We start from the raw sequence: 18,842 nt of genomic DNA on the forward strand, positions 1-18,842 counted from the left end.
ACGTAACCGGCTTAATTTGAGGCGAATCCCATTTAGTTGCGTACGTCGAACATGACCGTATCTCCATTGTTTCCGGGCTTCGACGGCCTGATGACGCTTTCCCGGCGGGAGGGCGTCGATATCCGTCCGACCCTGCTCAGGGTGCTGACCGATCTCTACGTTCAGGCCCCCTCGCACAGCGAAGAAGAGGCACGACAATTCATCGAACTGACCTCACGCCTGATCGACCAGGTCGATGATGCGACGCGCGCGGCCGTGCGCGCCCGACTTGCGATCTATCCGGGCACGCCGCCCCAGATCATGAACAAGCTCGGATTGACACCGGCCGGTCACGATCCGCGCGCGCCGGCCGCCTTCGGGAGTCCGGCACAGCCACAGGCCGAGCCGCCGGGCGAAGCACCGTTGCGGATCATGTCGCATCTGTCGATGCAGCCGCAGGACGCCGCCGAGATCAGCGAGATGTTTTTCGGCACCGGCCCCGGCGAGCGCGCGTTGATCCTGCACGATCTTCCGCAGACGCCGCTCAAGGCGTCAGCGCGGATCCCCGCCCATCGCGCGGCGCAGGCGGTCGAAACGCTGGAGATGGCGGCGTTCGCCGCCGATATCGAGAACTTCACGCTGGAGCTCCGCGAAGCCCTGATCCTGCCGGCGCAGATGGCCGAGCAGGTGGTCAACGATCCCGGCGGCGAACCGCTGGCCTGCGCGTGCAAGGCGCTGGATATGCCAAGCGTGGTCTTTCAGCGCGTGCTGCTGTTCCTCAAGCCCGAAGTCGGCTGTTCGGTAAACACCGTCTACCGGCTGTCGCGCCTGTACGACCGGTTGAGCGAACGGTCCGCGCTGATCATGCTGGCGGCGTGGCGCGGCTCAGCGATGGTGGCAACCCGCGCCAAATACCAGCCCGCGCTCTACGACGACGAACGCCATCGCGTTCGCACCGCGCCGGGCCAGGCGCGCCCGTCGCAACAACCCGGTGCCGGGGTCGTTGTGCTCAACGGCTGGAAAAACCCCGGACGTTAGAGCCTTATCGGTTCCGATTGAATCGGAACCGGGCTTACCTCTTTTGTCACGCGAACCGAAATCTACTTCGCTCGAAAACGCTATGGAATATCTCGCTAAGCCTTTGCGAGATCGAGAAAATGCCGCCCTGCGCGATCCTCGGTCTCAACGATCCAGACATCCGGGTCGAACCGGATTTCCTTGGCGAGACGTTCCTCGACGGAAGCTTCCGGGACCGGCTGCGGTGATGTCGGTGTGAAGATCCGTTCCGACGGGCGGCTTTCGTCGTAGGCGGTTTGCGGTGCCGGCGCGTACAGCATCGCATTGCCGTCGAGCAGCGCGACCTTGACGAACACCGCACCCGCCTCTTCCGCACCGCGCTTGCGCACCGCGCCGAAGATTCCCTCGGTCTGGCAGCGGCGCAGATAGGCCGCGACCCATATGGCGGATTTCAATCTCATGAAAACGACGATAGGCCAGCGCCGGAATCGAGGCTACAGCGTTTTCGAGCGAAAACTTGTCCCGGACTCGGGTCGCGGTGTGGATTCCGGTTCGCGTGAAGAAAACGCGCCAAGGCAAAGGGCTAGTGCCCCTCCTCGATCGGCCGGCCGGTCATCGCAGAAAGCTCGCGCACCAGTCGCTCGGAAACCTGCCCGTTCGCAGGAATCCGGCGCTCGCGCTCGAATTTCACGATCGCTGCCTGGGTGTCCGAACCGATCAGCCCGGTCGGCTTCAACTGGCCGTAGCCGAACTCGGTGAGCATGCGCTGCACCGCCGCCACCCGGCGCGAACCGCCCGGACTGAGGCTATCGCCATGGGAGACCGGAATCAGCGCCGGCGGCCGCGGGACGGCCGGAGCCGTGGCCGACGTTGACCCCGTCGTCACCTTGACCAGATTGGCCAGCGGATCCGGTGCTTTCGGATCCGGCGCCTTCACCTCCGGAACCTTCACGTCCGGAGCCTTCAAATCCAGCGCTTTCACTTCTGCCTTCATGTCCGAGGATTTGAGCTCGGCAGGTCTTGGTTCCGGCAGGGCGGCTTCCGCCGGACGCGGACGCGGCAACGGGCTGACCGACGACAGAGACGCCGGCGGCATCACCACGACCGAGCCGAACATCGGCGACGGATGAGGCCCGGCCTGAAGGAACAACGCATTGGTGACAATGGCCGTGACCGCGGTAAAGGCGAGCGCCCCCGCGACCATGTCTTTCGGGCTGTGGAGCAGGATACGCATCGCAAGGCCGCGCTCGGCTTCCGCAGCAACCGCAACCGCCTTGGCGCTACGGCGACGGCGACGCGGTTTCTCGTCATCAACAATGCGTCTAGGCACTTTTCTTCACCTGAAAAGGTTGATCGGGCTGCACCGGCCGCAACGCCGGCGTCAGCGTCGCGATATTGCTCGACGGCAGCGGTTCCGGCCCCGTAAACACCAGCGGCAACGCAACGGTAACGGTCGTGCCTTCGTCGATCTTGCTCTGCACGGTTATCTCGCCGGCATGCAACCCGACAAGGCTCTTGACGATCGAAAGTCCGAGACCGGTGCCCTCGTGGCGTCGCTGATAGGTCTTGCCCGCCTGGAAGAACGGACTGCCGATCCGCTTGAGGTCGTCGTCGGCGATGCCGACGCCGGTGTCGCTGACGCGAAGCACCAGCCGCGCTCCCTCCACGGCGGCCGAAACGGTCACCTTGCCGCCGCGCTCGGTGAATTTGATGGCGTTGGAAACGAGGTTCAAGACGATCTGCTTGAACGCACGCGGATCGCCGGTCATGTCGGGCAAGTCCTCGGGCGCCCGGGTCGCGAGATCGATGCCGTTTTCGCGCGCCTTGAGCGCCAGCAAGTTGCAACAATTCAACAGCGCAGGGCGCGGAGCGAACGGTTCCGGCGAGATATCGAAACTCCCGGATTGCATCTTGGACATGTCGAGAATGCCATTGACCACCGACAGCAGATGCTGGCCGGAATCATTGATCAGTCGCGCATATTCCTTGCGGCGCGCCGCATCCAGCATCAGCGCGTCTTCCTGAACGATCATTTCGGAGAAGCCGATGATGGCATTGAGCGGCGTGCGCAACTCATGGCTCATGGTGGCGAGGAAACGGCTCTTCGACGCGTCCGCCTGCTCGGCAGCGGAACGCGCCTGATCGAGCGCCTGTTCCTGGACCTTGCGATCGGTGACATCGCGCATCACGGCGACCACTTCGGCCTCGGGCAAAGCCATTGCGCCAGCCGCCGGCTCAAGCGGCCGGCAGCGCATTTCCACCCAGATGAAATCAGCCGAATGGTTTGAATCCCGCTCGCCGCGTGCCGCATCCCGCCTGAGACGAAACTCGACGCTGCGCCCCTCGCCGCCACGCGCGGCATCCGAAAGCGCGGTGAGATAGGCCGGCCGGTCAGCGACATGGACGCGATCGAACAGCCCGTGCCCCAGCAGACCCGGCGCCGGTGTTCCCAACATCGCCTCCGCCGCTGGCGAAATGAATTCAACCGCGCCGTTGCGGCGATGGCGTGAAATCACGTCGCTCATGTTCCGCGCCAGCAGCCGGTATCGATCCTCCTCGACAGAGAGTAGCGAGACGCTGGTGCGCGCCAGCGACTCCGCGCCGAACGCGAGACCCGTGGCATAAAGCGTCGCCGATGCGACGCCGAACGCCATGCAGATTCCGCGCAAATCCGGGCTCAAATCTGGCGGCAACATCGCGAGATGTCCAACAACGATCAACACGCCCGCGCAGGCGAGCGCCAGCCCGGACGCGAACGCGACCACGCGGCGCGATGCCGACAGCGCGGCTTCCAGGGGAACCACGACAAGCCAGATCGCGGCAAACGACTCGATGCCGCCGGTGCTTACCGCGATGGTCATGATGAGGCCCGCCAGCGCCAGCGAGGACAGCACATACGCGCCTTCATAGCGGCCGGTGCGCGACAGGAACCACGACAGCAGGATCGGCGCGATCAGCCAGGCGAATGCCGCGACCTCGAGCGCGCTGGGCGCGCCACGCATCGCGAGAAAGACCGGGAACGCGGCAAAAGCGGCGAGGCTTCCGAGCAGACGCGGCGCGATGAACGCACGGTGGCGCGCGCGCGTCAGGACATCATAGCGCGCCGAGGGGTGCAGCAGCGCATCGAGACAGTCGCGGATGATATTCAAAACAATCACGGTTCTTGCGCTTCGGCTTGCTCATCAAAAAGACGCGCCGGAACGCCCCCTTTGTATCGTTGCGCCACCGTGTCAGAGCGACATTAAGCGAAAGCTAAGGTGGAGCGGGACACAGCCGATGCCGATGTCTTCGCGGCGTTTTCGCACACCCTTCGGCGCTTCATTCGATCCGGATGGTGAACGCCCGGTTTCCGGGACGGCCGGGTTTATGGTTTCGAAATGGTGGATATGCCGGGCATCGTCCTTATTACCGCGAAGGCCGGCATCAATCGAAAATTTACACCGAATCAAATCAGCCGGGTTTTTCGCGGATTTCCGGCCAATCTAAGTTCAATGCAAACATTTGCGATTTATCGACGGCTGTCAGTTGAAAGACCGGTCGCGGGAAATCGACCGCAACAGGATCAAAAAGAAACGGCTAGGGTCGCGAGATGTTTTTTCTGCTCCGCATGGCGTTCTGGCTCGGGCTGGTGCTCGTACTGCTGCCAAGAGAGAAAACACCTGAATCGGAAAAGCTGCCGCAGATCGGCACGTCGGAAGCCGTGCATGCTGCGACCGCAGCGGTGTCGGATATGAGTCAATTCTGCAAGCGGCAGCCGGCGGCCTGCGAAGTCGGCGGACAGGCCGCGACCGTGATCGGACAACGCGCCGAGGATGGCGCACGCAAGCTGTACCGGATCATCGCCGACAAGCGTGCGTCCGATCGCACCGATTCGATTGGCGGCCTCGACAGTAACAATCCCACGCTCGCCAACACCACGTCGCGCGACACCTTGACGACCGACGATCTGGCTGCGGAATGGAAATTGCCAACGGTCCCGTGACCTGGAAGCGGTTCCGCCAGCGTTTTTCATCCGGCGATATCGCTTTCGACCGGCCGCGATCCTATGTAAGGATGTACAGGATTGGGCACGGAACACGATGACGATCGACGAAATCAGGGACAATTTCGCACTGCTCGACGATTGGGACGACCGCTACCGGTATGTCATCGAACTCGGCCGCATGCTCGATCCGATGCCTGAGGCTGAGCATTCCACCGCCAACAAGGTCCAGGGATGCGCCAGCCAGGTCTGGCTCTCCAGGCAGGTCGACCGCGGCGACGCCGGCAAAACCAGGCTGAAATATCTCGGCGACAGCGACGCCCATATCGTGCGCGGGCTGATCGCGATCCTGCTGTCGCTCTATTCCGGCCGCACACCGGAACAGATTCTTGCCACCGACGCGATTTCCGTGTTCGACGAATTCGGGTTTCGCGATCACCTGACGCCGCAGCGCTCGAACGGCCTGCGCGCCATGGTCGAACGCATCCGCTCCGACGCGCGCGAGGCGCTTGCCGGCGCCGCCTGAACGCCGCTCCCAACCGCTCTAGAAAATACCGGCTATTTGCGCCGCGGCCGTTGCTGGCCCAGGCCCATTTTCTTGGCGAGCTGCGACCGCGCCACGGCATAATTCGGCGCGACCATCGGATAGTCGGCCGGAAGGCCCCATTTGTCGCGGTATTGCTCCGGCGTCATATTGTACTGCGTGCGCAAATGGCGCTTCAGCGATTTGAAGCGCTTACCATCCTCCAGGCACACCAGATAGTCGGGAGCGATCGACTTCTTGACGGATATCGCGGGCTTGGCCGGTTCCTGCGGCGCTTCGATCCGGCCCGTCGAGACCCGCTGCAGCGCGGCGTGGATCTGGCTGATGAGGGCTGGAATTTCGGAAGCCGGCGTCGGGTTATTGCTCAAATAGGCCGAGACGATATTCGCGGTCAGGTCGATGAAACTTTTGCCAGCGGCGTCGGTCATGGCATGAACCTTTCGACGATCTTATGCACAAGGCGGAATCCGCGATCGAGCAGTATTCCGCAGCGCCGGCTCGCCTGTGGAATCGTCGATTACTTGTCGAATATGAGCGAATTGCTGTTCGACTTACAAGAACAACAATGTTTTATTTTTGAGGCAATCTCGGCAGAAGTAGACTTTCTCGACAGAAGTAGACTTGGGCCCCAACCCGGGCCTCAAGAGCGCTGGTCGAGATGTGCGCGCAGTTCGTCGATCGAGGCGAACCGCATCATGCCCTCGGGCATCTGCGCCTCGATCGAGCCATCGGAATATAGCGAGTAGGCCATTCCCTCGACCACACCCGATTTGAGAACCGTCACCGCCGGCTGATCCTCGTCATGCGCAGCGGGCGGCTCGTGATCCGATCCGGCCGAACCGGGATCCGGCTCAGCAAAGGTCGACGGCGTGCGGCCGCTGCGCCGCTGCGTTGGCAGGTCAGGGCCCCGCGCACGTTCCGGTTGCGGCCAGGCGTCTTCGAACGTCGCGGGTGGCGCCTCGCCCGATTTGCCGGACGGCGGCGCAGGATGCGGATCAAGCGGAGAGAGATCGGTCACCCGTGTCTCGGCATGACCGCCTTTTTTCCGCGACGTCGACGAAAACATCAGATCGCGCCGCTGCCTGGCGGCAGAAGCGGTCTCGGCGGCCGCAGGCGGCGCCTCGTTACGGGTCCGCTCGCGCGCCGTGGTTTCCTGATGCCAGGGCGGCGGAAACGGCGTGCCCGGGTCCGTCATGCTCGGATTGACCGCGCCCGGTTGATCGCGGCCGCCCGGAAAGCTGGTGTTTTCGGCGAATTGATCGCGTGGCGTGGCGCTCGCGGCCGAAGACATCTGCGCTGCGGCAACCGCATCGGAGCCGAGCCGCCGCGCGATCCCCTGCAATTCCCGAACGACCGCCGAGAGACCGAGCGTGACCATGCCCGTGCAAGCCGAAACCACACCGGCGAGAATCAGGGTATTGCCGAAACTGAACTCCTTGACCGGAATTCCGAGGACGATCCCCAGCGCGCCAGCCAATAAGAAGGCAATCCCGGCGATCAACAGCACAATTATCATCAAAATTTCCCGCCGCGCCGAAGCGCGCGCTACCACTGCCACGATACCGTCATATTGTGAGCCCCACCAATCGGCAATTGCAGCCGAAGTTCCTTCCGCAGGACCGTCTACACAAATTCAGGGGTGGCTAAGTTACAGTCTAACCGATAATTTTTCGTCTGCACGGCTTCGAAACGAAAATTTAACCTACCCATTGCTGCGATGCAACATAGGCAATTACGCCACAATTCTCAATTATCGGGAAACCGAACTGCGCTATATGGACGCCGGGGAATGAGGCCCAAAAGCGCCACCGCTTGGGTCTCGGGGACACTGGATCGCCAATAGCCATGTCATCCATCACGACGTCGGTCATCGATACGCCCTCACGGCGCTCGGTCGAGAGAACTTGCGACGATCTTTCGATCGTTGTTCTGGCCGCGGTCAGCCTGATCGCGAGCCTGACTTTCCGTGACTATGGGCTGGGCTGGGACGATTACACCCACGCCGAATATGCCGATCTGCTGCTGCGCATGTATGGCTCCGGTTTCAAGGACACCGGCGCGCTGTCGTTTGCCAATCTTTATATGTATGGCGGCGGCTTCGACATGGCGGCCGCGTTGCTGCACAAGGTTATCCCGCTCGAACTGTTCGAGACGCGCCGCCTGGTCGGCGCCGTTGTCGGCCTGATCGGATTGACGGTGACCTGGCGGCTGGGCCGGCGCGTCGGCGGGCCGCTCGCCGGGCTTGCCGCCTTGCTACTGCTGGCCCTGTGCCCAACGTTCTACGGCCACATGTTCATGAACCCGAAGGACGCGCCATTCGCGGTCGCGATGGTGATCCTGATGCTGGGCCTCGTCCGCCTGGCCGAGGAATATCCCGCGCCCTCGCCGCGCACCGTCCTGCTCGTCGGCCTCGGCGCCGGCCTGTCGCTCGGCTCGCGGGTCCTCGGCGGGCTGGCGCTGCTATATGCGGTGATCGGCCTTATCCCGCTATTTGCGGCGGAAATTCGCGGCCATGGCGCGCGTGACGCCGGAAGGCGGGTCGCTCACGTCGCCTACATGCTGCTGCCCGGCCTGGTCTTCGGCTATCTCGTGATGGGGCTGATCTGGCCGTGGTCCGTGATCGAACCGGCCAATCCCTTCCGGGCGCTGACTTACTTCTCCACCTTCTTCGAGAAGCCGTGGAAGGAGATGTTCGACGGCGCGCTGGTGTCGGTGCCGGACATGCCCTGGTCGTATCTGCCGACCCTGTTCGCACTACAGATGCCCGAAGTGCTGCTCTCCCTTTCGATCGCCGGCGTTGTCGGCACGTTCGTCTCGCTGACGCGCGGCGATGTGACAGCCCGCCGCAAGAGCATCCTCCTGATGCTGGCGCTGGCCGCGATCCTGCCGATCGCAATCGCCATCGTGAAGCGCCCCGCGCTTTACAACGGCATTCGCCATTTCATCTTCGTCATTCCGCCGATGGCGGTGCTCGGCGGCGTCGCGTTCGCCTGGGGAATGAACTGGCTGAAGGAAAATCGCCCCAATTGGCAACCTGCCGCGGTGGCGATCTTCGCGTTCGGCCTGATGCTGCCGCTTGCCGAAATGATCCGGCTGCACCCCTACCAATACACCCACTTCAACTATATCGCCGGAACTGTTCGCCGCGCCGACGATTTGTTCATGCTGGACTACTGGGGCCTTGCGTTCAAGCAGGCCTCTGACGGCCTGCGCGAACAGCTCGCGGAAAAACAGGAAGTCCCGCCCCACGGGCGCAAATGGAAGGTCGCGGTATGCGGCCCGCAACGGCCGGCGCAGGTCGCGCTTGGTCCCGACTTCACGATCGGCTGGAACAGCCACGGCGCCGACTTCGCCATGACGCTCGGCGAATTCTACTGCAGGGGCCTAGCCGCGCCTGTCATACTGGAGATCAAGCGCGACGACGTGGTGTTCGCGCGCGTCTATGACATCCGCGGACAAAGCATCTCCAGCCTGCTGGCGATTCCGGCACCGTAGACCGATCGAGCCGCCGCGAGCCCCCTCGCGGGCGACTTGGGGGCATGTCGGTCCGCCGACCGGAAGGCTTGCTGCGGGCCGGACACGGGACTACGCTTGGAGTGACCGATCAACAACGCCATAGGGGAGAATTCAGCCATGTCGCCAGCGGAAGCGCGCCTGAAGGAAGTGCCGTCGGAAATGACGGAGGGTGAATGGAACCAGCGGGTCAACCTCGCCGCCTGCTATCGCCTGATCGCCCATTATGGCTGGGACGATCTGGTCGATACTCACATCTCCGCGCGCGTGCCGGGACCGGAGCATCACTTCCTGATCAACCCTTATGGCCTGATGTTCGATGAAATCACCGCCTCAAGCCTGGTGAAGGTTGATCTCGACGGCAATCTGCTCACCAAGAGCCAGTACAGCATCAACCCGGCCGGATTCACCATCCATTCGGCGATCCACGAAGTGCGCGAGGACGCCGGCTGCGTGCTCCATCTTCATACGCCGGATGGCACCGCGGTTTCGAGCTGCATGGAAGGCCTGCTGCCGCTGAACCAGACCGCACAGCTCGTCACCTGGGATCTTGCCTATCACGACTATGAAGGCATCGCGCTCGATCACGACGAACGCCCGCGCCTGCAAAAGGATCTCGGCACCAAGAACCACATGCTGTTACGCAACCATGGCACGCTGACGGTTGGCCGCTCCGTCGCCTCCGCCTTCGAGCGCATGTTCCATCTGGAACGGGCCTGCACCATGCAGGTTCGCACCCGGATGCTGGGACCGACCGCCTATCCCGTCGATCCGGCCGTCGTGGACAAGAACACGTCGCGGCTCTCGAACCCCGACCGGCAGGAATTGCGCTCGACCACGCTGGTCTGGCCGCCGCTGCTGCGCAAGCTCGATCGGCTCGATCCCAGCTACAAGAATTGAAATTCCTAGATTCCGGATGTAATGTCGTCGTCAACGACCTCTGCACTTCGAATCCAAACGCCGCCCAATTCCGGGCGGCGTTTTTATTTTGGAGAGCGGATTCTAACTCTTATTGTCATTGCCGGGCTTGACCCGGCAATCCATCATCTTTGAACAGACTCTTTTCCGATGGATATGCAGGTCAAGCCCGAGCATGACGAATTAGGAACAACGCCAGCGATTATCATCCCAAGACCTCAGCGCGGCATTTCCGCGAGTGCGGCGAGAATGCGCGCCCAGGAGCGAATGCCCTTGTGGAAGCTCTTGAGATCGTACTTCTCGTTCGGCGAGTGGATATTGTCGTCATCGAGGCCGAAGCCGACCAGCACCGTATCGAGACCGAGGGTGCGCTTGAAATCCGCCACGATCGGGATCGACGCGCCTGATCCGACCAAGAGCGCTTCCTTGCCCCATTCCTCGGTCAGCGCGCGTTTTGCCGCGGCCAGCGGCTTCATGTTCCAGTCCAGCGCAATCGCCGGCGCGCTGGAATGGTCGCCGAATTCGGCCCGGCAATCTCCGGGCAGCCGCGCGGTCACATAATCGCGAAACGCCTTGCGGATTTTGGCCGGATCCTGCCCTTCCACCAGCCGGAACGAGACCTTCGCGGAAGCTTCCGCCGGAATCACGGTCTTTGAGCCCTCGCCGATATAGCCGCCGACGATACCATTGATGTCGCAGGTCGGGCGCGATGAAATTTGCTCGATCAGCAGGCGCCCCTTTTCGCCGGCAGGGATCGAAAGGCCGATCGGCTTCAGGAATGTGTCGGCCGTCAGGTTGAGCTTCGACCACTGTTCCAGAACATCGGGAGGCAGATCCTTCACCCCATCGTAAAAGCCGGGGATCGTGATCCGGCCGTCGTCGTCGAACAGGCCGCCGAGAATCCGGGTCAGCACCCGAATCGGATTTTGCGCGCCGCCGCCGAAGACGCCGGAATGCAAGTCGCGGTTGGCCGCCTTGATCCGCACTTCCTCATAAACCAGGCCGCGCAGCGCAATGGTGATCGCCGGCGTGTTCGGATCCCACATGCCGGTGTCGCACACCATCGCGAAGTCCGCCTTGAGTTCGTTCTTGTTATTCTCGAGGAACGGCACGAAATTCTTTGATCCGACTTCTTCTTCTCCCTCGATCACGATGGTGATGTCGACCGGCAGCGAACCCGTGACCTGTTTCCAGGCCCGGCACGCCTCGACGAAGGTCATCAACTGTCCCTTGTCGTCCTCCGCCCCGCGCGCAACGATGATCTTCCGCCCGTCGGCATGATCGGTGACGACGGGCTCGAACGGCGGACGATGCCAGAGATTGAGCGGATCGACCGGCTGCACATCGTAATGGCCGTAAAACAGCACATGCGGCCGCCCGTCCTTGCTGCCATTGGCTTTGGCGACGATGGCGGGATGACCGGCCGTCGGCCTCACCTCGGTCGCAAAACCCAGCGACGCGATGTCCTTGGCGAGATGATCGGCGGCCGCCTTGCAATCGCCGGCAAAGGCCGGATCGGCCGAGATCGACTTGATCCGCAATAGCGTGAAAAGCCGCTCCAGGCTGTTGTCAAAATCGGCATCGATGCGGTCGAGGACCGGCTGCAATTGCGTGGCGCTGGACATTCCGGTCTTCCCCTCGTGATTGGAACTACACATCTATATATATGTTTGTAGCGCGCCTGGTCCCGGAGACAAAGACCCGGAGACGGCATCCTGCCGCCGTCGCACGAAACGCGGCCCCGATCCTCCGCCAAGGCACTTTCCCGAAAACAGGAAACCGCCTTTGCTCCACAGTGGCTTCTATCGCCGCAGCAGGCCGCCGAGCGCGCCGCGCACCAGCGCACGTCCGACGGAGCCGCCAATCGAACCGCCGACCGATTTGCCGAGATTGGCGACGACCCCGCCAACCACCTGGTTGGTGACCGAGCGCGTGACGTTGCGGGTGATCAACTGGCCGGTCGACAATCTGCCGCGCCTGACATTGGTGCCGAAAATCGTGCTGACGATCGCGCCGAGATGCCCGAGCACCCCACCCCCGCCGGCCGATCCATCAGCCGTGGCGGCGGTTCCGGCCACGCGCTTTTGCAGGATCTCGTAAGCCGACTCGGAATCGATCGCGGTATCGTATTTGCCCTTCACCGGGCTGTTGTCGATGATCGCCTTGCGCTCTTCCGGCGTGATCGCCCCGATCCGCGCCGAGGGTGGCCGGATCATGACCCGCTCGACCATCGCGGGCGTGCCGTTGCCTTCCAGGAACGACACCAGCGCTTCGCCCTTGCCCAATTCCATGATCACCTGGGCGGTGTTCAGCTTGGGATTGGGCCGGAACGTCTGGGCGGCGGCGGCGACCGCCTTCTGGTCGCGCGGCGTAAAGGCCCTCAGCGCATGCTGCACGCGGTTGCCCAACTGACCGAGTATCTTGTCCGGCACGTCGATCGGGTTCTGCGTCACGAAGTAAACGCCGACGCCTTTTGAACGGATCAGCCGGACCACCTGTTCGATCTTGTCCATCAGCGCCTTGGGCGCATCGTTGAACAGAAGGTGGGCCTCGTCGAAGAAGAACACGAGCTTGGGCTTCGGTGGATCACCGATCTCGGGCAATTCCTCGAACAATTCCGACAGCATCCATAGCAGGAACGTCGCATAGAGCCGCGGGTTCTGCATCAGCTTGTCGGCCACGAGAATATTGACCATGCCCCGGCCGTCGCGGTCGGTGCGCATGAAATCCTGCAACGACAGAGCCGGCTCGCCGAAAAACTTAGTACCGCCCTGGTTCTCCAGCACCAGAAGCTGGCGCTGAATGGTTCCGACCGTCGCCCTGGTGACATTGCCGAAACCCTGCGCCGCCTTGCGGATCGGAGCCAGCGGATCGTCGCCGCTGTCGTCGGCTTTCTTGCCGCCGTCGGGAACGATCGCGTCCAGCAGCGCCCGAAGATCCTTCATATCGATCAGCGCAAGACCATTATCGTCGGCCACGCGGAACGCGACGTTCAAGACGCCCTCCTGGACATCGTTCAGGTCGAGCATCCGCGACAACAGCAGCGGCCCCATCTCCGTCACCGTCGCCCGCACCGGATGGCCCTGCTCGCCAAAGACATCCCAAAACACGGTCGAAAACTGGTCGGGCTGGAAGGTGAGCCCCATGTCGCTGGCGCGCTTGACCAGAAAATCCTTGGCCTCCCCTGCTTCGGCAATGCCGGAAAGGTCACCCTTGATGTCCGCGGCAAAAACCGGAACTCCGGCACGGGCAAACCCTTCGGCCATGACCTGTAACGATACAGTCTTGCCGGTTCCGGTCGCGCCGGTGACAAGACCATGCCTGTTTCCAAGCGCAAGCGTCAGCCAGGCTGGCTGCTCGCCCTTGCCAATGAAAATCCTGTCGCCGGTATCGGCCATCTTGCTATCGGACGTCACCATTGCATCGCCTCTTCGCGCACATCGAGAATTTCGACGCCACCGACATAACTATACTGCATCTTGGAAATGGATTGAAACTCTCAGCGATAAGTTCGGCGGATACAGATGTAACCGTTCACCTCAAAACAAGATGTAGTCTGCGACAACGTAGCGCGAACATCGTTCCACTCTTGCATTGCTGCAACACTCGCCATGCGATCGAAGCTGAATGACGCTCGGCAGCAACGTGATCGCTTGTAATTCGGATCGCAGCAGACCAAGATAAAAATACAATCAACGATCCGGCAAGCAACCGGTTGAGGCGGGGCCATATGAACGAATTGATAGGGCAACTGGCTGCGAAAGCCGGCATTGATCATGCCATCGCTGAAAAAACCATCGGCATCATCCTCGGTTTCCTTCGCAGCGAAGGGCCTTCCGACACAGTTCAGGCCTTGATCGATAACATTCCCGGCGCGGAGGCCGCGATCGCGGCTTCGAATAATCTTGGCGTCCTTGGCAGATTGATGGGCGGCGGCCTGACGGCGGTCGGCACCAGGCTGATGGGACTTGGCCTCGGCATCGGCGAAATTCAGAACATCGCCCGTGAACTTTTCAGCTTCGGCCGCGACAAAATTGGAGCCGATGAGATGGGCAAGATCATCGCGGGCACACCTGGACTCAGCCAGTTTGCTTGAAGCACCTTTTTCATCGAAGACCATGACATACCCACTCTCCGAGATCGAGGGCCTGACGCCCTTCACCGCTTCGAAGCTGAAAGCACTTGGCATCCGCACCACCGACGCGCTGCTCGAGGCCGCGCGCACCGTCAAGGGACGCAAGGTACTCGCCGGCAAGACCGGCATCAGCGAACAGCAATTGCTCGAATGGGCCAATTTTTCCGACTACATGCGGATTCCCGGCATGGGCAAGGCGAAGGTCGGACTGGTGCGCGCAGCCGGCGTCACTACGGTTCGCGAACTGGCGCTGCGCAATCCAGCCAGGCTGGCACAGAACATAAAAGAAGTGAACACGAAGCGTAAACTTGTGCGGGTCTTGCCTTCGGAGAAATCGGTCCAGCAACTGATCGCGCAGGCCCGCAAGCTCCAGCCGAAGATCTCCTACTAGCCAACACCTTTATCTGCTATCTGCGGGCCAGACCTCTCGCCGATCAAGGCTTGACGTGATCAAGGCTTGGCACGGATCAGAACCTGGCATAGATCATGGCGGCACGGTTACCGCCGTGCAGCCGCGTCTTGACTCCCATGCGCGGACCGCGCAAAGCGACCCCATGATCGCGACCAAGTCCAGACCCGCGCCAACGGCCAGCCCGGCGGATCGTCCGGTGCTTCGGACCCTGCTGTCGCGGCCTTATCCGGCCGTGATGGGCATATTGAACGTGACGCCGGACTCCTTTTCCGATGGCGGACGGTTCATCGCGCCGGAGCGCGCGCTGGCGCAGGCGCAGCGAATGATCGCCGAGGGGGCCGATATCATCGATATCGGCGCGGAATCCACCCGGCCCTATGGTTCACAGCCGGTTTCGGCGGAAGAAGAACGACAACGCCTGCAACCGGTATTGGCCGAAATCGTCGCGCTCGGGGTTCCCGTCTCCATCGACAGCATGAAATCCGCGGTGGTCGCCTGGGCGCTCGACATGGGCGCCGCGATCGCCAACGACGTCTGGGGCCTGCAACGCGACCGCGACATGGCGGGACTGCTGGCGCAGCGCAATTCGCCCGTCATCATCATGCATAATCGCGACAGCGCCGACGCCGGTCTCGATATCATGAAGGACATTGCCAGGTTCTTTGAGCGCTCGCTCGACATCGCCGCAAAGGCCGGCATTTCGAGCGACAACATCGTGCTCGATCCCGGTATCGGCTTCGGCAAGACCCATGAACAGAGCATGATCGCGCTGGCGCGGCTCGGCGAGCTTGCGACATTCAACCTGCCGCTTCTGGTCGGCGCGTCGCGCAAGCGCTTCATCGATTCCGTTACGCCGTCGGAGCCGCAACAGCGTCTGGGCGGCTCGATCGCGGCGCATCTGATCGCGGCCAAGGGCGGCGCGCGGATCATCCGGACCCATGACGTGGCCGAAACCGTGCAGGCGCTGCGCGTGACAGCGGCGATCGAGGACAGGCGATGACCGATACGATCTTCATCAAGGGAGTTGTCATCCATGCCCGCCACGGCGTGATGGAACACGAGACCGAAGTGGGCCAGCGCTTCGTGATCGATCTCGAACTCTCGGTCGATCTGTCGGAATCCTCGAGTACCGACCGCCTTGCCGACACCGTGTCCTATTCCAACGTGGTCGCAACCGCGACCGCGGCCTTCAAGGACGACAATTACAAGTTGCTGGAACGCGCAGCGGGCGCGGTCGCCGATGCGATCCTCACCACGTTTCCCCGTATCGGCGCGGTCAAAGTCACCGTTCACAAGCCGCACGCTCCGATCGCGGCGATTTTCGACGATGTCGGCGTGATCCTGATGCGGACGCGGCAACCGTCCGTCCATGGTTGACGATGGCTGACGTCCTGATCGCGCTGGGCGGCAATGTCGGCGACGTTCGCGCGACCTTCAGGAATGCAATCGCCAATATCTGCGGCATGGCGCAGGCCGCGCTGCTGGCGCGGTCGTCGGACTATGCGACGCCGCCATGGGGCGAGCAAAACCAGGCCCGCTTCATCAACGCCTGCATCGAGATCGAAACCGGCCTCGATCCCCATGCGCTGCTGTTCACGCTGCACAAGATCGAGAAGAAATTCGGCCGCGACCGCGCCAAAGAACAGTGCTGGGGTCCGCGCCCCCTCGATCTCGACCTGATCGCCTATGACGACGTGGCCCTGGACACGCCGGAACTGACGCTGCCCCATCCCCGGCTGTTCGAACGCGCTTTCGTGCTGGCGCCGCTTGCGGAAATCGTCCCCGACCGTCTGATCGCCGGCCGCAGCGTCAAGGCGGCATTGGCGCAGCTATCTGCCGAAGGGATCGAGCGATTGCCGGACCTTGCAGCCCGGGATTTGGATTAATCGGATTTGGATTAACCAAAGCCGTCCAAAACAACTGTTTGGCTTGGCCGCTCCGGCGTGGCAATTTCCCTCCAAATGAGAACAACGGCCGGAAGGGAGCCCCTTGCCGAATGACATCCGTGACTGACGACCTGCGGCTGGCGGCGGATTTCGCACCCGCGAGCTATGACGACTGGCGCAAGCTGGTCGACGGCGTGCTGAAGGGCGCGCCATTCGAGAAGCTGGTCGGCAAAACCTCTGACGGGCTGCGGATCGAGCCGATCTACCGGCGCCGCCCCGACGCCGCGCCGATCGCTGGCCGCCCCGCCGCCGCGCCGTGGCAAATCGTGCAGCGGATCGATCATCCCGATACAGCCCAGGCCAATGCGCAGGCGCTGCAGGATCTGGAAAACGGCGCCACCGGACTTGAATTCGAATTCGCCGGGGGAACAGGCGCGCGAGGCTTTGGCATTGCCGATGCCAGCCCGGAAACGCTGGCACGGGTCTTTGACGGCATCCTTCTCGACGCCGGAATCATGATCGCGTTCAACCCGGTGCCCGGAGATCAGAACGCCGGCGAGAACTTCGCCGGCCTCGTCAAGACGGGCGGCTTCGATCCGGCGAAGGTCAATGTCCACTTCAATTACCAGCCGCTGAGCAGCATAGCGACGCGCGGCGCAGCGGCGATCTCGTGGCCCGAGATGGCGGGAGCATTCGCCGGCACGATCGGCGGGCTGATGAAGCGCGGCTTCAAGGGCCCGTTCGCGCTCGCGGACGGCCGTCCGGTTCATGATTCCGGCGGTTCGGAAGCCCAGGAACTGGCCTTTGCCCTTGCGACCGCACTCGCCTATCTGCGCGCGCTGGAAGCCGGCAGCATCGAACTCGACACGGCCCGCTCTGCCCTGTCGTTCCGGCTCAGCGCCGACGCCGACCAATTTCTCACTTTGGCGAAATTCCGCAGCGTACGGCTGTTATGGGCACGCATCGAACAGGCTTGTGGCCTCGCGCCAAAGCCGATCTTCGTCAACGCCGAGACTGCGTGGCGCATGCTGACCCAGCGCGACCCCTACGTGAACATGCTGCGCGCGACGATGGCGACTTTCTCTGCGGGCCTCGGCGGTGCCAACGCCATCACGGTGTTGCCGCACACGCTGGCGCTCGGCCTGCCCGACCCGTTCGCCCGGCGCGTGGCACGTAATACGCAATTAGTGTTGCTGGAAGAATCCAATCTCGCCAAGGTCTCCGACCCGGCCGCGGGCTCCGGCGGCATCGAAGCCCTGACGCAGCAACTCTGCGAGGCAGCATGGTCGCTGTTCCAGGAGATCGAACAGGCCGGCGGCGTGTTCGCAAGCCTTGAACAAGGCCTGATCCAGCGCAAGGTCGCCGCGACACGGGCAGCGCGGACGGCCGATATCGCCAGGCGCAAGACGGTGCTGATCGGCGCCAGCGAATTTCCGAATTTGCATGAGAGCGACGTTGCGGTGCTGGCCGCGCGGCCGCTTGCTCCCGCATCTCTCGGCGGGGCCAACATTACTTTCGAGGCGCTGGAGCCGATGCGGCTTGCCGATCCGTTCGAAGCTCTACGCGACAAGTCGGACGACAGGCTGAAACGCACCGGCATACGGCCGAAGGTTTTCCTCGCCAATCTCGGCACAGCCGCCGACTTCACGGCGCGGGCGACCTTCGCCAAGAGTTTCTTCGAGGCCGGCGGCATCGAGGCGGTGGACAGCGAGGGATTTTCCGATCCGGCTGCGCTCGCCACTGCCTTCAAATCGTCCGGTGCGGCGCTGGTATGCCTGTGTTCCTCCGACAAGGTCTATGCCGAGAAGGCCGCTGACGCCACAAAGGCCCTGCAAGCGGCCGGCGCAAAACATATCTATCTGGCGGGCCGGCCCGGCGAACAGGAAGCCGCATGGCGCGGCGCCAGAATTGGCGATTTCATTTTCGCCGGCGTTGATGCGCCGGCGACGCTTCAGGAAGCCTATCGGCGCATGGAGTGAACATGACGGCGGCGACCAGACCCGTGCTGACCGGCGGCTGCCAATGCGGCGCCATTCGTTTCGCGCTGTCCGCGCCACCCATGAAGGTCAGCATCTGCCACTGCCGGATGTGCCAGAAAGCGTCCGGCGCGCCGTTCGCCTCTTTCGCCGAGATCGAAACCGCCGATTTCGGCTGGACCCGCGGCACGCCGTCGTCATTCCGCTCGTCGTCGCTCGCCGAGCGCGATTTCTGTACCGCCTGCGGCACGCCCTTGAGCTTCCGGCGGATCGATGGCTCGAAGATCGAGATCATGACCGGGACCTTCGACCGTCCCGACCGGCTGGTGCCGACCCGGCAATACGGCACCGAAGCCCGGCTTGGCTGGGTCGTGGCGATCGCCAATTTGCCGAGCCAGACCACGTTGCAGAATTACGGGCCGGAGAAACTTGACGGCATCGTCAGCCACCAGCATCCGGACCATGATTGAGGTAACGACC

Annotated in this window: 19 protein-coding genes; 12 read left to right on the plus strand and 7 right to left on the minus strand. The window is 62.7% G+C overall.

The features are described from left to right. Positions 1 to 51: 51 nt before the first annotated feature. A complete protein-coding gene (locus tag HB630_RS06965; protein WP_213771168.1) occupies positions 52 to 1,017 on the plus strand; it encodes a DUF2336 domain-containing protein in 966 nt (321 codons plus the stop codon). Between the two features lie 95 nt (positions 1,018 to 1,112). Here the strand turns inward: HB630_RS06965 and HB630_RS06970 are convergent, their stop codons facing one another. The 3 genes from HB630_RS06970 to HB630_RS06980 all read right to left on the minus strand — a co-directional run bounded on the left by HB630_RS06970 (position 1,113) and on the right by HB630_RS06980 (position 4,154). Beyond that, entirely contained in the window at positions 1,113 to 1,457 is a 345-nt protein-coding gene (locus tag HB630_RS06970; protein WP_213771171.1) for a DUF1491 family protein, read from the minus strand. A 122-nt stretch (positions 1,458 to 1,579) separates the two neighbouring features. Then, on the minus strand, positions 1,580 to 2,326 hold the full coding sequence (locus tag HB630_RS06975; protein ID WP_213771173.1) for a peptidoglycan-binding protein: 747 nt from the start codon (positions 2,324 to 2,326) through the stop codon (positions 1,580 to 1,582). After that, a complete protein-coding gene (locus HB630_RS06980) occupies positions 2,319 to 4,154 on the minus strand; it encodes an ATP-binding protein (RefSeq protein WP_213771175.1) in 1,836 nt (611 codons plus the stop codon). Before HB630_RS06980 ends, HB630_RS06975 begins: the two co-directional genes overlap by 8 nt. A gap of 431 nt (positions 4,155 to 4,585) precedes the next feature. Here HB630_RS06980 and HB630_RS06985 point away from each other — a divergent pair, with 431 nt between their 5' ends. Continuing rightward, positions 4,586 to 4,978, plus strand: a complete 393-nt coding sequence (locus tag HB630_RS06985) for a DUF5330 domain-containing protein (RefSeq protein WP_213771178.1) — start codon at positions 4,586 to 4,588, stop codon at positions 4,976 to 4,978. A gap of 97 nt (positions 4,979 to 5,075) precedes the next feature. Beyond that, positions 5,076 to 5,504 (plus strand): SufE family protein, encoded by a 429-nt coding sequence (locus tag HB630_RS06990; RefSeq protein WP_213771180.1) that lies wholly within the window; start codon positions 5,076 to 5,078, stop codon positions 5,502 to 5,504. Positions 5,505 to 5,536: 32 nt separating this feature from the next. On the opposite strand, the gene HB630_RS06995 is transcribed toward HB630_RS06990, so the two are convergent. Further along, entirely contained in the window at positions 5,537 to 5,950 is a 414-nt protein-coding gene (locus HB630_RS06995; protein ID WP_213771182.1) for a MucR family transcriptional regulator, read from the minus strand. A 212-nt stretch (positions 5,951 to 6,162) separates the two neighbouring features. Beyond that, a complete protein-coding gene (locus tag HB630_RS07000) occupies positions 6,163 to 7,038 on the minus strand; it encodes a DUF308 domain-containing protein (protein WP_213771185.1) in 876 nt (291 codons plus the stop codon). Between the two features lie 329 nt (positions 7,039 to 7,367). Here HB630_RS07000 and HB630_RS07005 point away from each other — a divergent pair, with 329 nt between their 5' ends. Together HB630_RS07005 and HB630_RS07010 are read left to right on the plus strand one after the other, a co-directional pair. Beyond that, positions 7,368 to 9,017, plus strand: coding sequence for a glycosyltransferase family 39 protein (locus HB630_RS07005; RefSeq protein WP_213771188.1), 1,650 nt, complete (start codon positions 7,368 to 7,370; stop codon positions 9,015 to 9,017). A gap of 138 nt (positions 9,018 to 9,155) precedes the next feature. Then, positions 9,156 to 9,935 (plus strand): class II aldolase/adducin family protein, encoded by a 780-nt coding sequence (locus tag HB630_RS07010; protein WP_213771191.1) that lies wholly within the window; start codon positions 9,156 to 9,158, stop codon positions 9,933 to 9,935. Positions 9,936 to 10,171: 236 nt separating this feature from the next. Here the strand turns inward: HB630_RS07010 and HB630_RS07015 are convergent, their stop codons facing one another. Then, positions 10,172 to 11,578 carry a M20/M25/M40 family metallo-hydrolase gene (locus tag HB630_RS07015; protein WP_213771194.1) on the minus strand — a complete coding sequence of 469 codons (1,407 nt, stop codon included), beginning with the start codon at positions 11,576 to 11,578 and terminating at the stop codon, positions 10,172 to 10,174. A 177-nt stretch (positions 11,579 to 11,755) separates the two neighbouring features. Then, entirely contained in the window at positions 11,756 to 13,372 is a 1,617-nt protein-coding gene (locus tag HB630_RS07020; RefSeq protein WP_213771197.1) for a helicase HerA-like domain-containing protein, read from the minus strand. Between the two features lie 311 nt (positions 13,373 to 13,683). Here HB630_RS07020 and HB630_RS28315 point away from each other — a divergent pair, with 311 nt between their 5' ends. From HB630_RS28315 to HB630_RS07055, 7 genes are all read left to right on the plus strand, one after another. After that, the gene (locus HB630_RS28315) at positions 13,684 to 14,049 is read left to right on the plus strand and encodes a DUF2267 domain-containing protein (RefSeq protein ID WP_249780711.1); all 366 of its coding nucleotides are present in this window, start codon (positions 13,684 to 13,686) and stop codon (positions 14,047 to 14,049) included. A 22-nt stretch (positions 14,050 to 14,071) separates the two neighbouring features. Then, entirely contained in the window at positions 14,072 to 14,479 is a 408-nt protein-coding gene (locus HB630_RS07030) for a DUF4332 domain-containing protein (RefSeq protein WP_213771203.1), read from the plus strand. A 163-nt stretch (positions 14,480 to 14,642) separates the two neighbouring features. After that, positions 14,643 to 15,500, plus strand: a complete 858-nt coding sequence (gene folP, locus HB630_RS07035) for a dihydropteroate synthase (RefSeq protein ID WP_213771898.1) — start codon at positions 14,643 to 14,645, stop codon at positions 15,498 to 15,500. Continuing rightward, positions 15,497 to 15,877 carry a dihydroneopterin aldolase gene (folB, locus tag HB630_RS07040; RefSeq protein ID WP_213771206.1) on the plus strand — a complete coding sequence of 127 codons (381 nt, stop codon included), beginning with the start codon at positions 15,497 to 15,499 and terminating at the stop codon, positions 15,875 to 15,877. Before folP ends, folB begins: the two co-directional genes overlap by 4 nt. A gap of 2 nt (positions 15,878 to 15,879) precedes the next feature. Continuing rightward, positions 15,880 to 16,386 (plus strand): 2-amino-4-hydroxy-6-hydroxymethyldihydropteridine diphosphokinase, encoded by a 507-nt coding sequence (folK, locus tag HB630_RS07045; RefSeq protein WP_213771210.1) that lies wholly within the window; start codon positions 15,880 to 15,882, stop codon positions 16,384 to 16,386. Between the two features lie 110 nt (positions 16,387 to 16,496). Beyond that, on the plus strand, positions 16,497 to 18,365 hold the full coding sequence (locus HB630_RS07050) for a methylmalonyl-CoA mutase family protein (RefSeq protein WP_213771213.1): 1,869 nt from the start codon (positions 16,497 to 16,499) through the stop codon (positions 18,363 to 18,365). A gap of 2 nt (positions 18,366 to 18,367) precedes the next feature. Continuing rightward, positions 18,368 to 18,832 carry a GFA family protein gene (locus tag HB630_RS07055; RefSeq protein WP_213771215.1) on the plus strand — a complete coding sequence of 155 codons (465 nt, stop codon included), beginning with the start codon at positions 18,368 to 18,370 and terminating at the stop codon, positions 18,830 to 18,832. The last annotated feature ends 10 nt before the right edge of the window (positions 18,833 to 18,842 follow it).

Source organism: Bradyrhizobium sp. dw_78 (genome assembly GCF_018449525.1).
In the GTDB taxonomy this organism is placed as follows: domain Bacteria; phylum Pseudomonadota; class Alphaproteobacteria; order Rhizobiales; family Xanthobacteraceae; genus Bradyrhizobium.

What these genes read in the sequence shown, in the direction of transcription:
- HB630_RS06965 (WP_213771168.1), top strand. Translation starts at nt 52, where the DNA reads ATGACCGTATCTCCATTGTTTCCGGGCTTCGACGGCCTGATGACGCTT.
- HB630_RS06970 (WP_213771171.1), bottom strand. Translation starts at nt 1,457, where the DNA reads ATGAGATTGAAATCCGCCATATGGGTCGCGGCCTATCTGCGCCGCTGC.
- HB630_RS06985 (WP_213771178.1), top strand. Translation starts at nt 4,586, where the DNA reads ATGTTTTTTCTGCTCCGCATGGCGTTCTGGCTCGGGCTGGTGCTCGTA.
- HB630_RS06990 (WP_213771180.1), top strand. Translation starts at nt 5,076, where the DNA reads ATGACGATCGACGAAATCAGGGACAATTTCGCACTGCTCGACGATTGG.
- HB630_RS06995 (WP_213771182.1), bottom strand. Translation starts at nt 5,950, where the DNA reads ATGACCGACGCCGCTGGCAAAAGTTTCATCGACCTGACCGCGAATATC.
- HB630_RS07000 (WP_213771185.1), bottom strand. Translation starts at nt 7,038, where the DNA reads ATGATAATTGTGCTGTTGATCGCCGGGATTGCCTTCTTATTGGCTGGC.
- HB630_RS07005 (WP_213771188.1), top strand. Translation starts at nt 7,368, where the DNA reads ATGTCATCCATCACGACGTCGGTCATCGATACGCCCTCACGGCGCTCG.
- HB630_RS07010 (WP_213771191.1), top strand. Translation starts at nt 9,156, where the DNA reads ATGTCGCCAGCGGAAGCGCGCCTGAAGGAAGTGCCGTCGGAAATGACG.
- HB630_RS07015 (WP_213771194.1), bottom strand. Translation starts at nt 11,578, where the DNA reads ATGTCCAGCGCCACGCAATTGCAGCCGGTCCTCGACCGCATCGATGCC.
- HB630_RS07020 (WP_213771197.1), bottom strand. Translation starts at nt 13,372, where the DNA reads ATGGTGACGTCCGATAGCAAGATGGCCGATACCGGCGACAGGATTTTC.
- HB630_RS28315 (WP_249780711.1), top strand. Translation starts at nt 13,684, where the DNA reads ATGAACGAATTGATAGGGCAACTGGCTGCGAAAGCCGGCATTGATCAT.
- HB630_RS07030 (WP_213771203.1), top strand. Translation starts at nt 14,072, where the DNA reads ATGACATACCCACTCTCCGAGATCGAGGGCCTGACGCCCTTCACCGCT.
- folP (WP_213771898.1), top strand. Translation starts at nt 14,643, where the DNA reads ATGATCGCGACCAAGTCCAGACCCGCGCCAACGGCCAGCCCGGCGGAT.
- folB (WP_213771206.1), top strand. Translation starts at nt 15,497, where the DNA reads ATGACCGATACGATCTTCATCAAGGGAGTTGTCATCCATGCCCGCCAC.
- folK (WP_213771210.1), top strand. Translation starts at nt 15,880, where the DNA reads ATGGCTGACGTCCTGATCGCGCTGGGCGGCAATGTCGGCGACGTTCGC.
- HB630_RS07050 (WP_213771213.1), top strand. Translation starts at nt 16,497, where the DNA reads ATGACATCCGTGACTGACGACCTGCGGCTGGCGGCGGATTTCGCACCC.
- HB630_RS07055 (WP_213771215.1), top strand. Translation starts at nt 18,368, where the DNA reads ATGACGGCGGCGACCAGACCCGTGCTGACCGGCGGCTGCCAATGCGGC.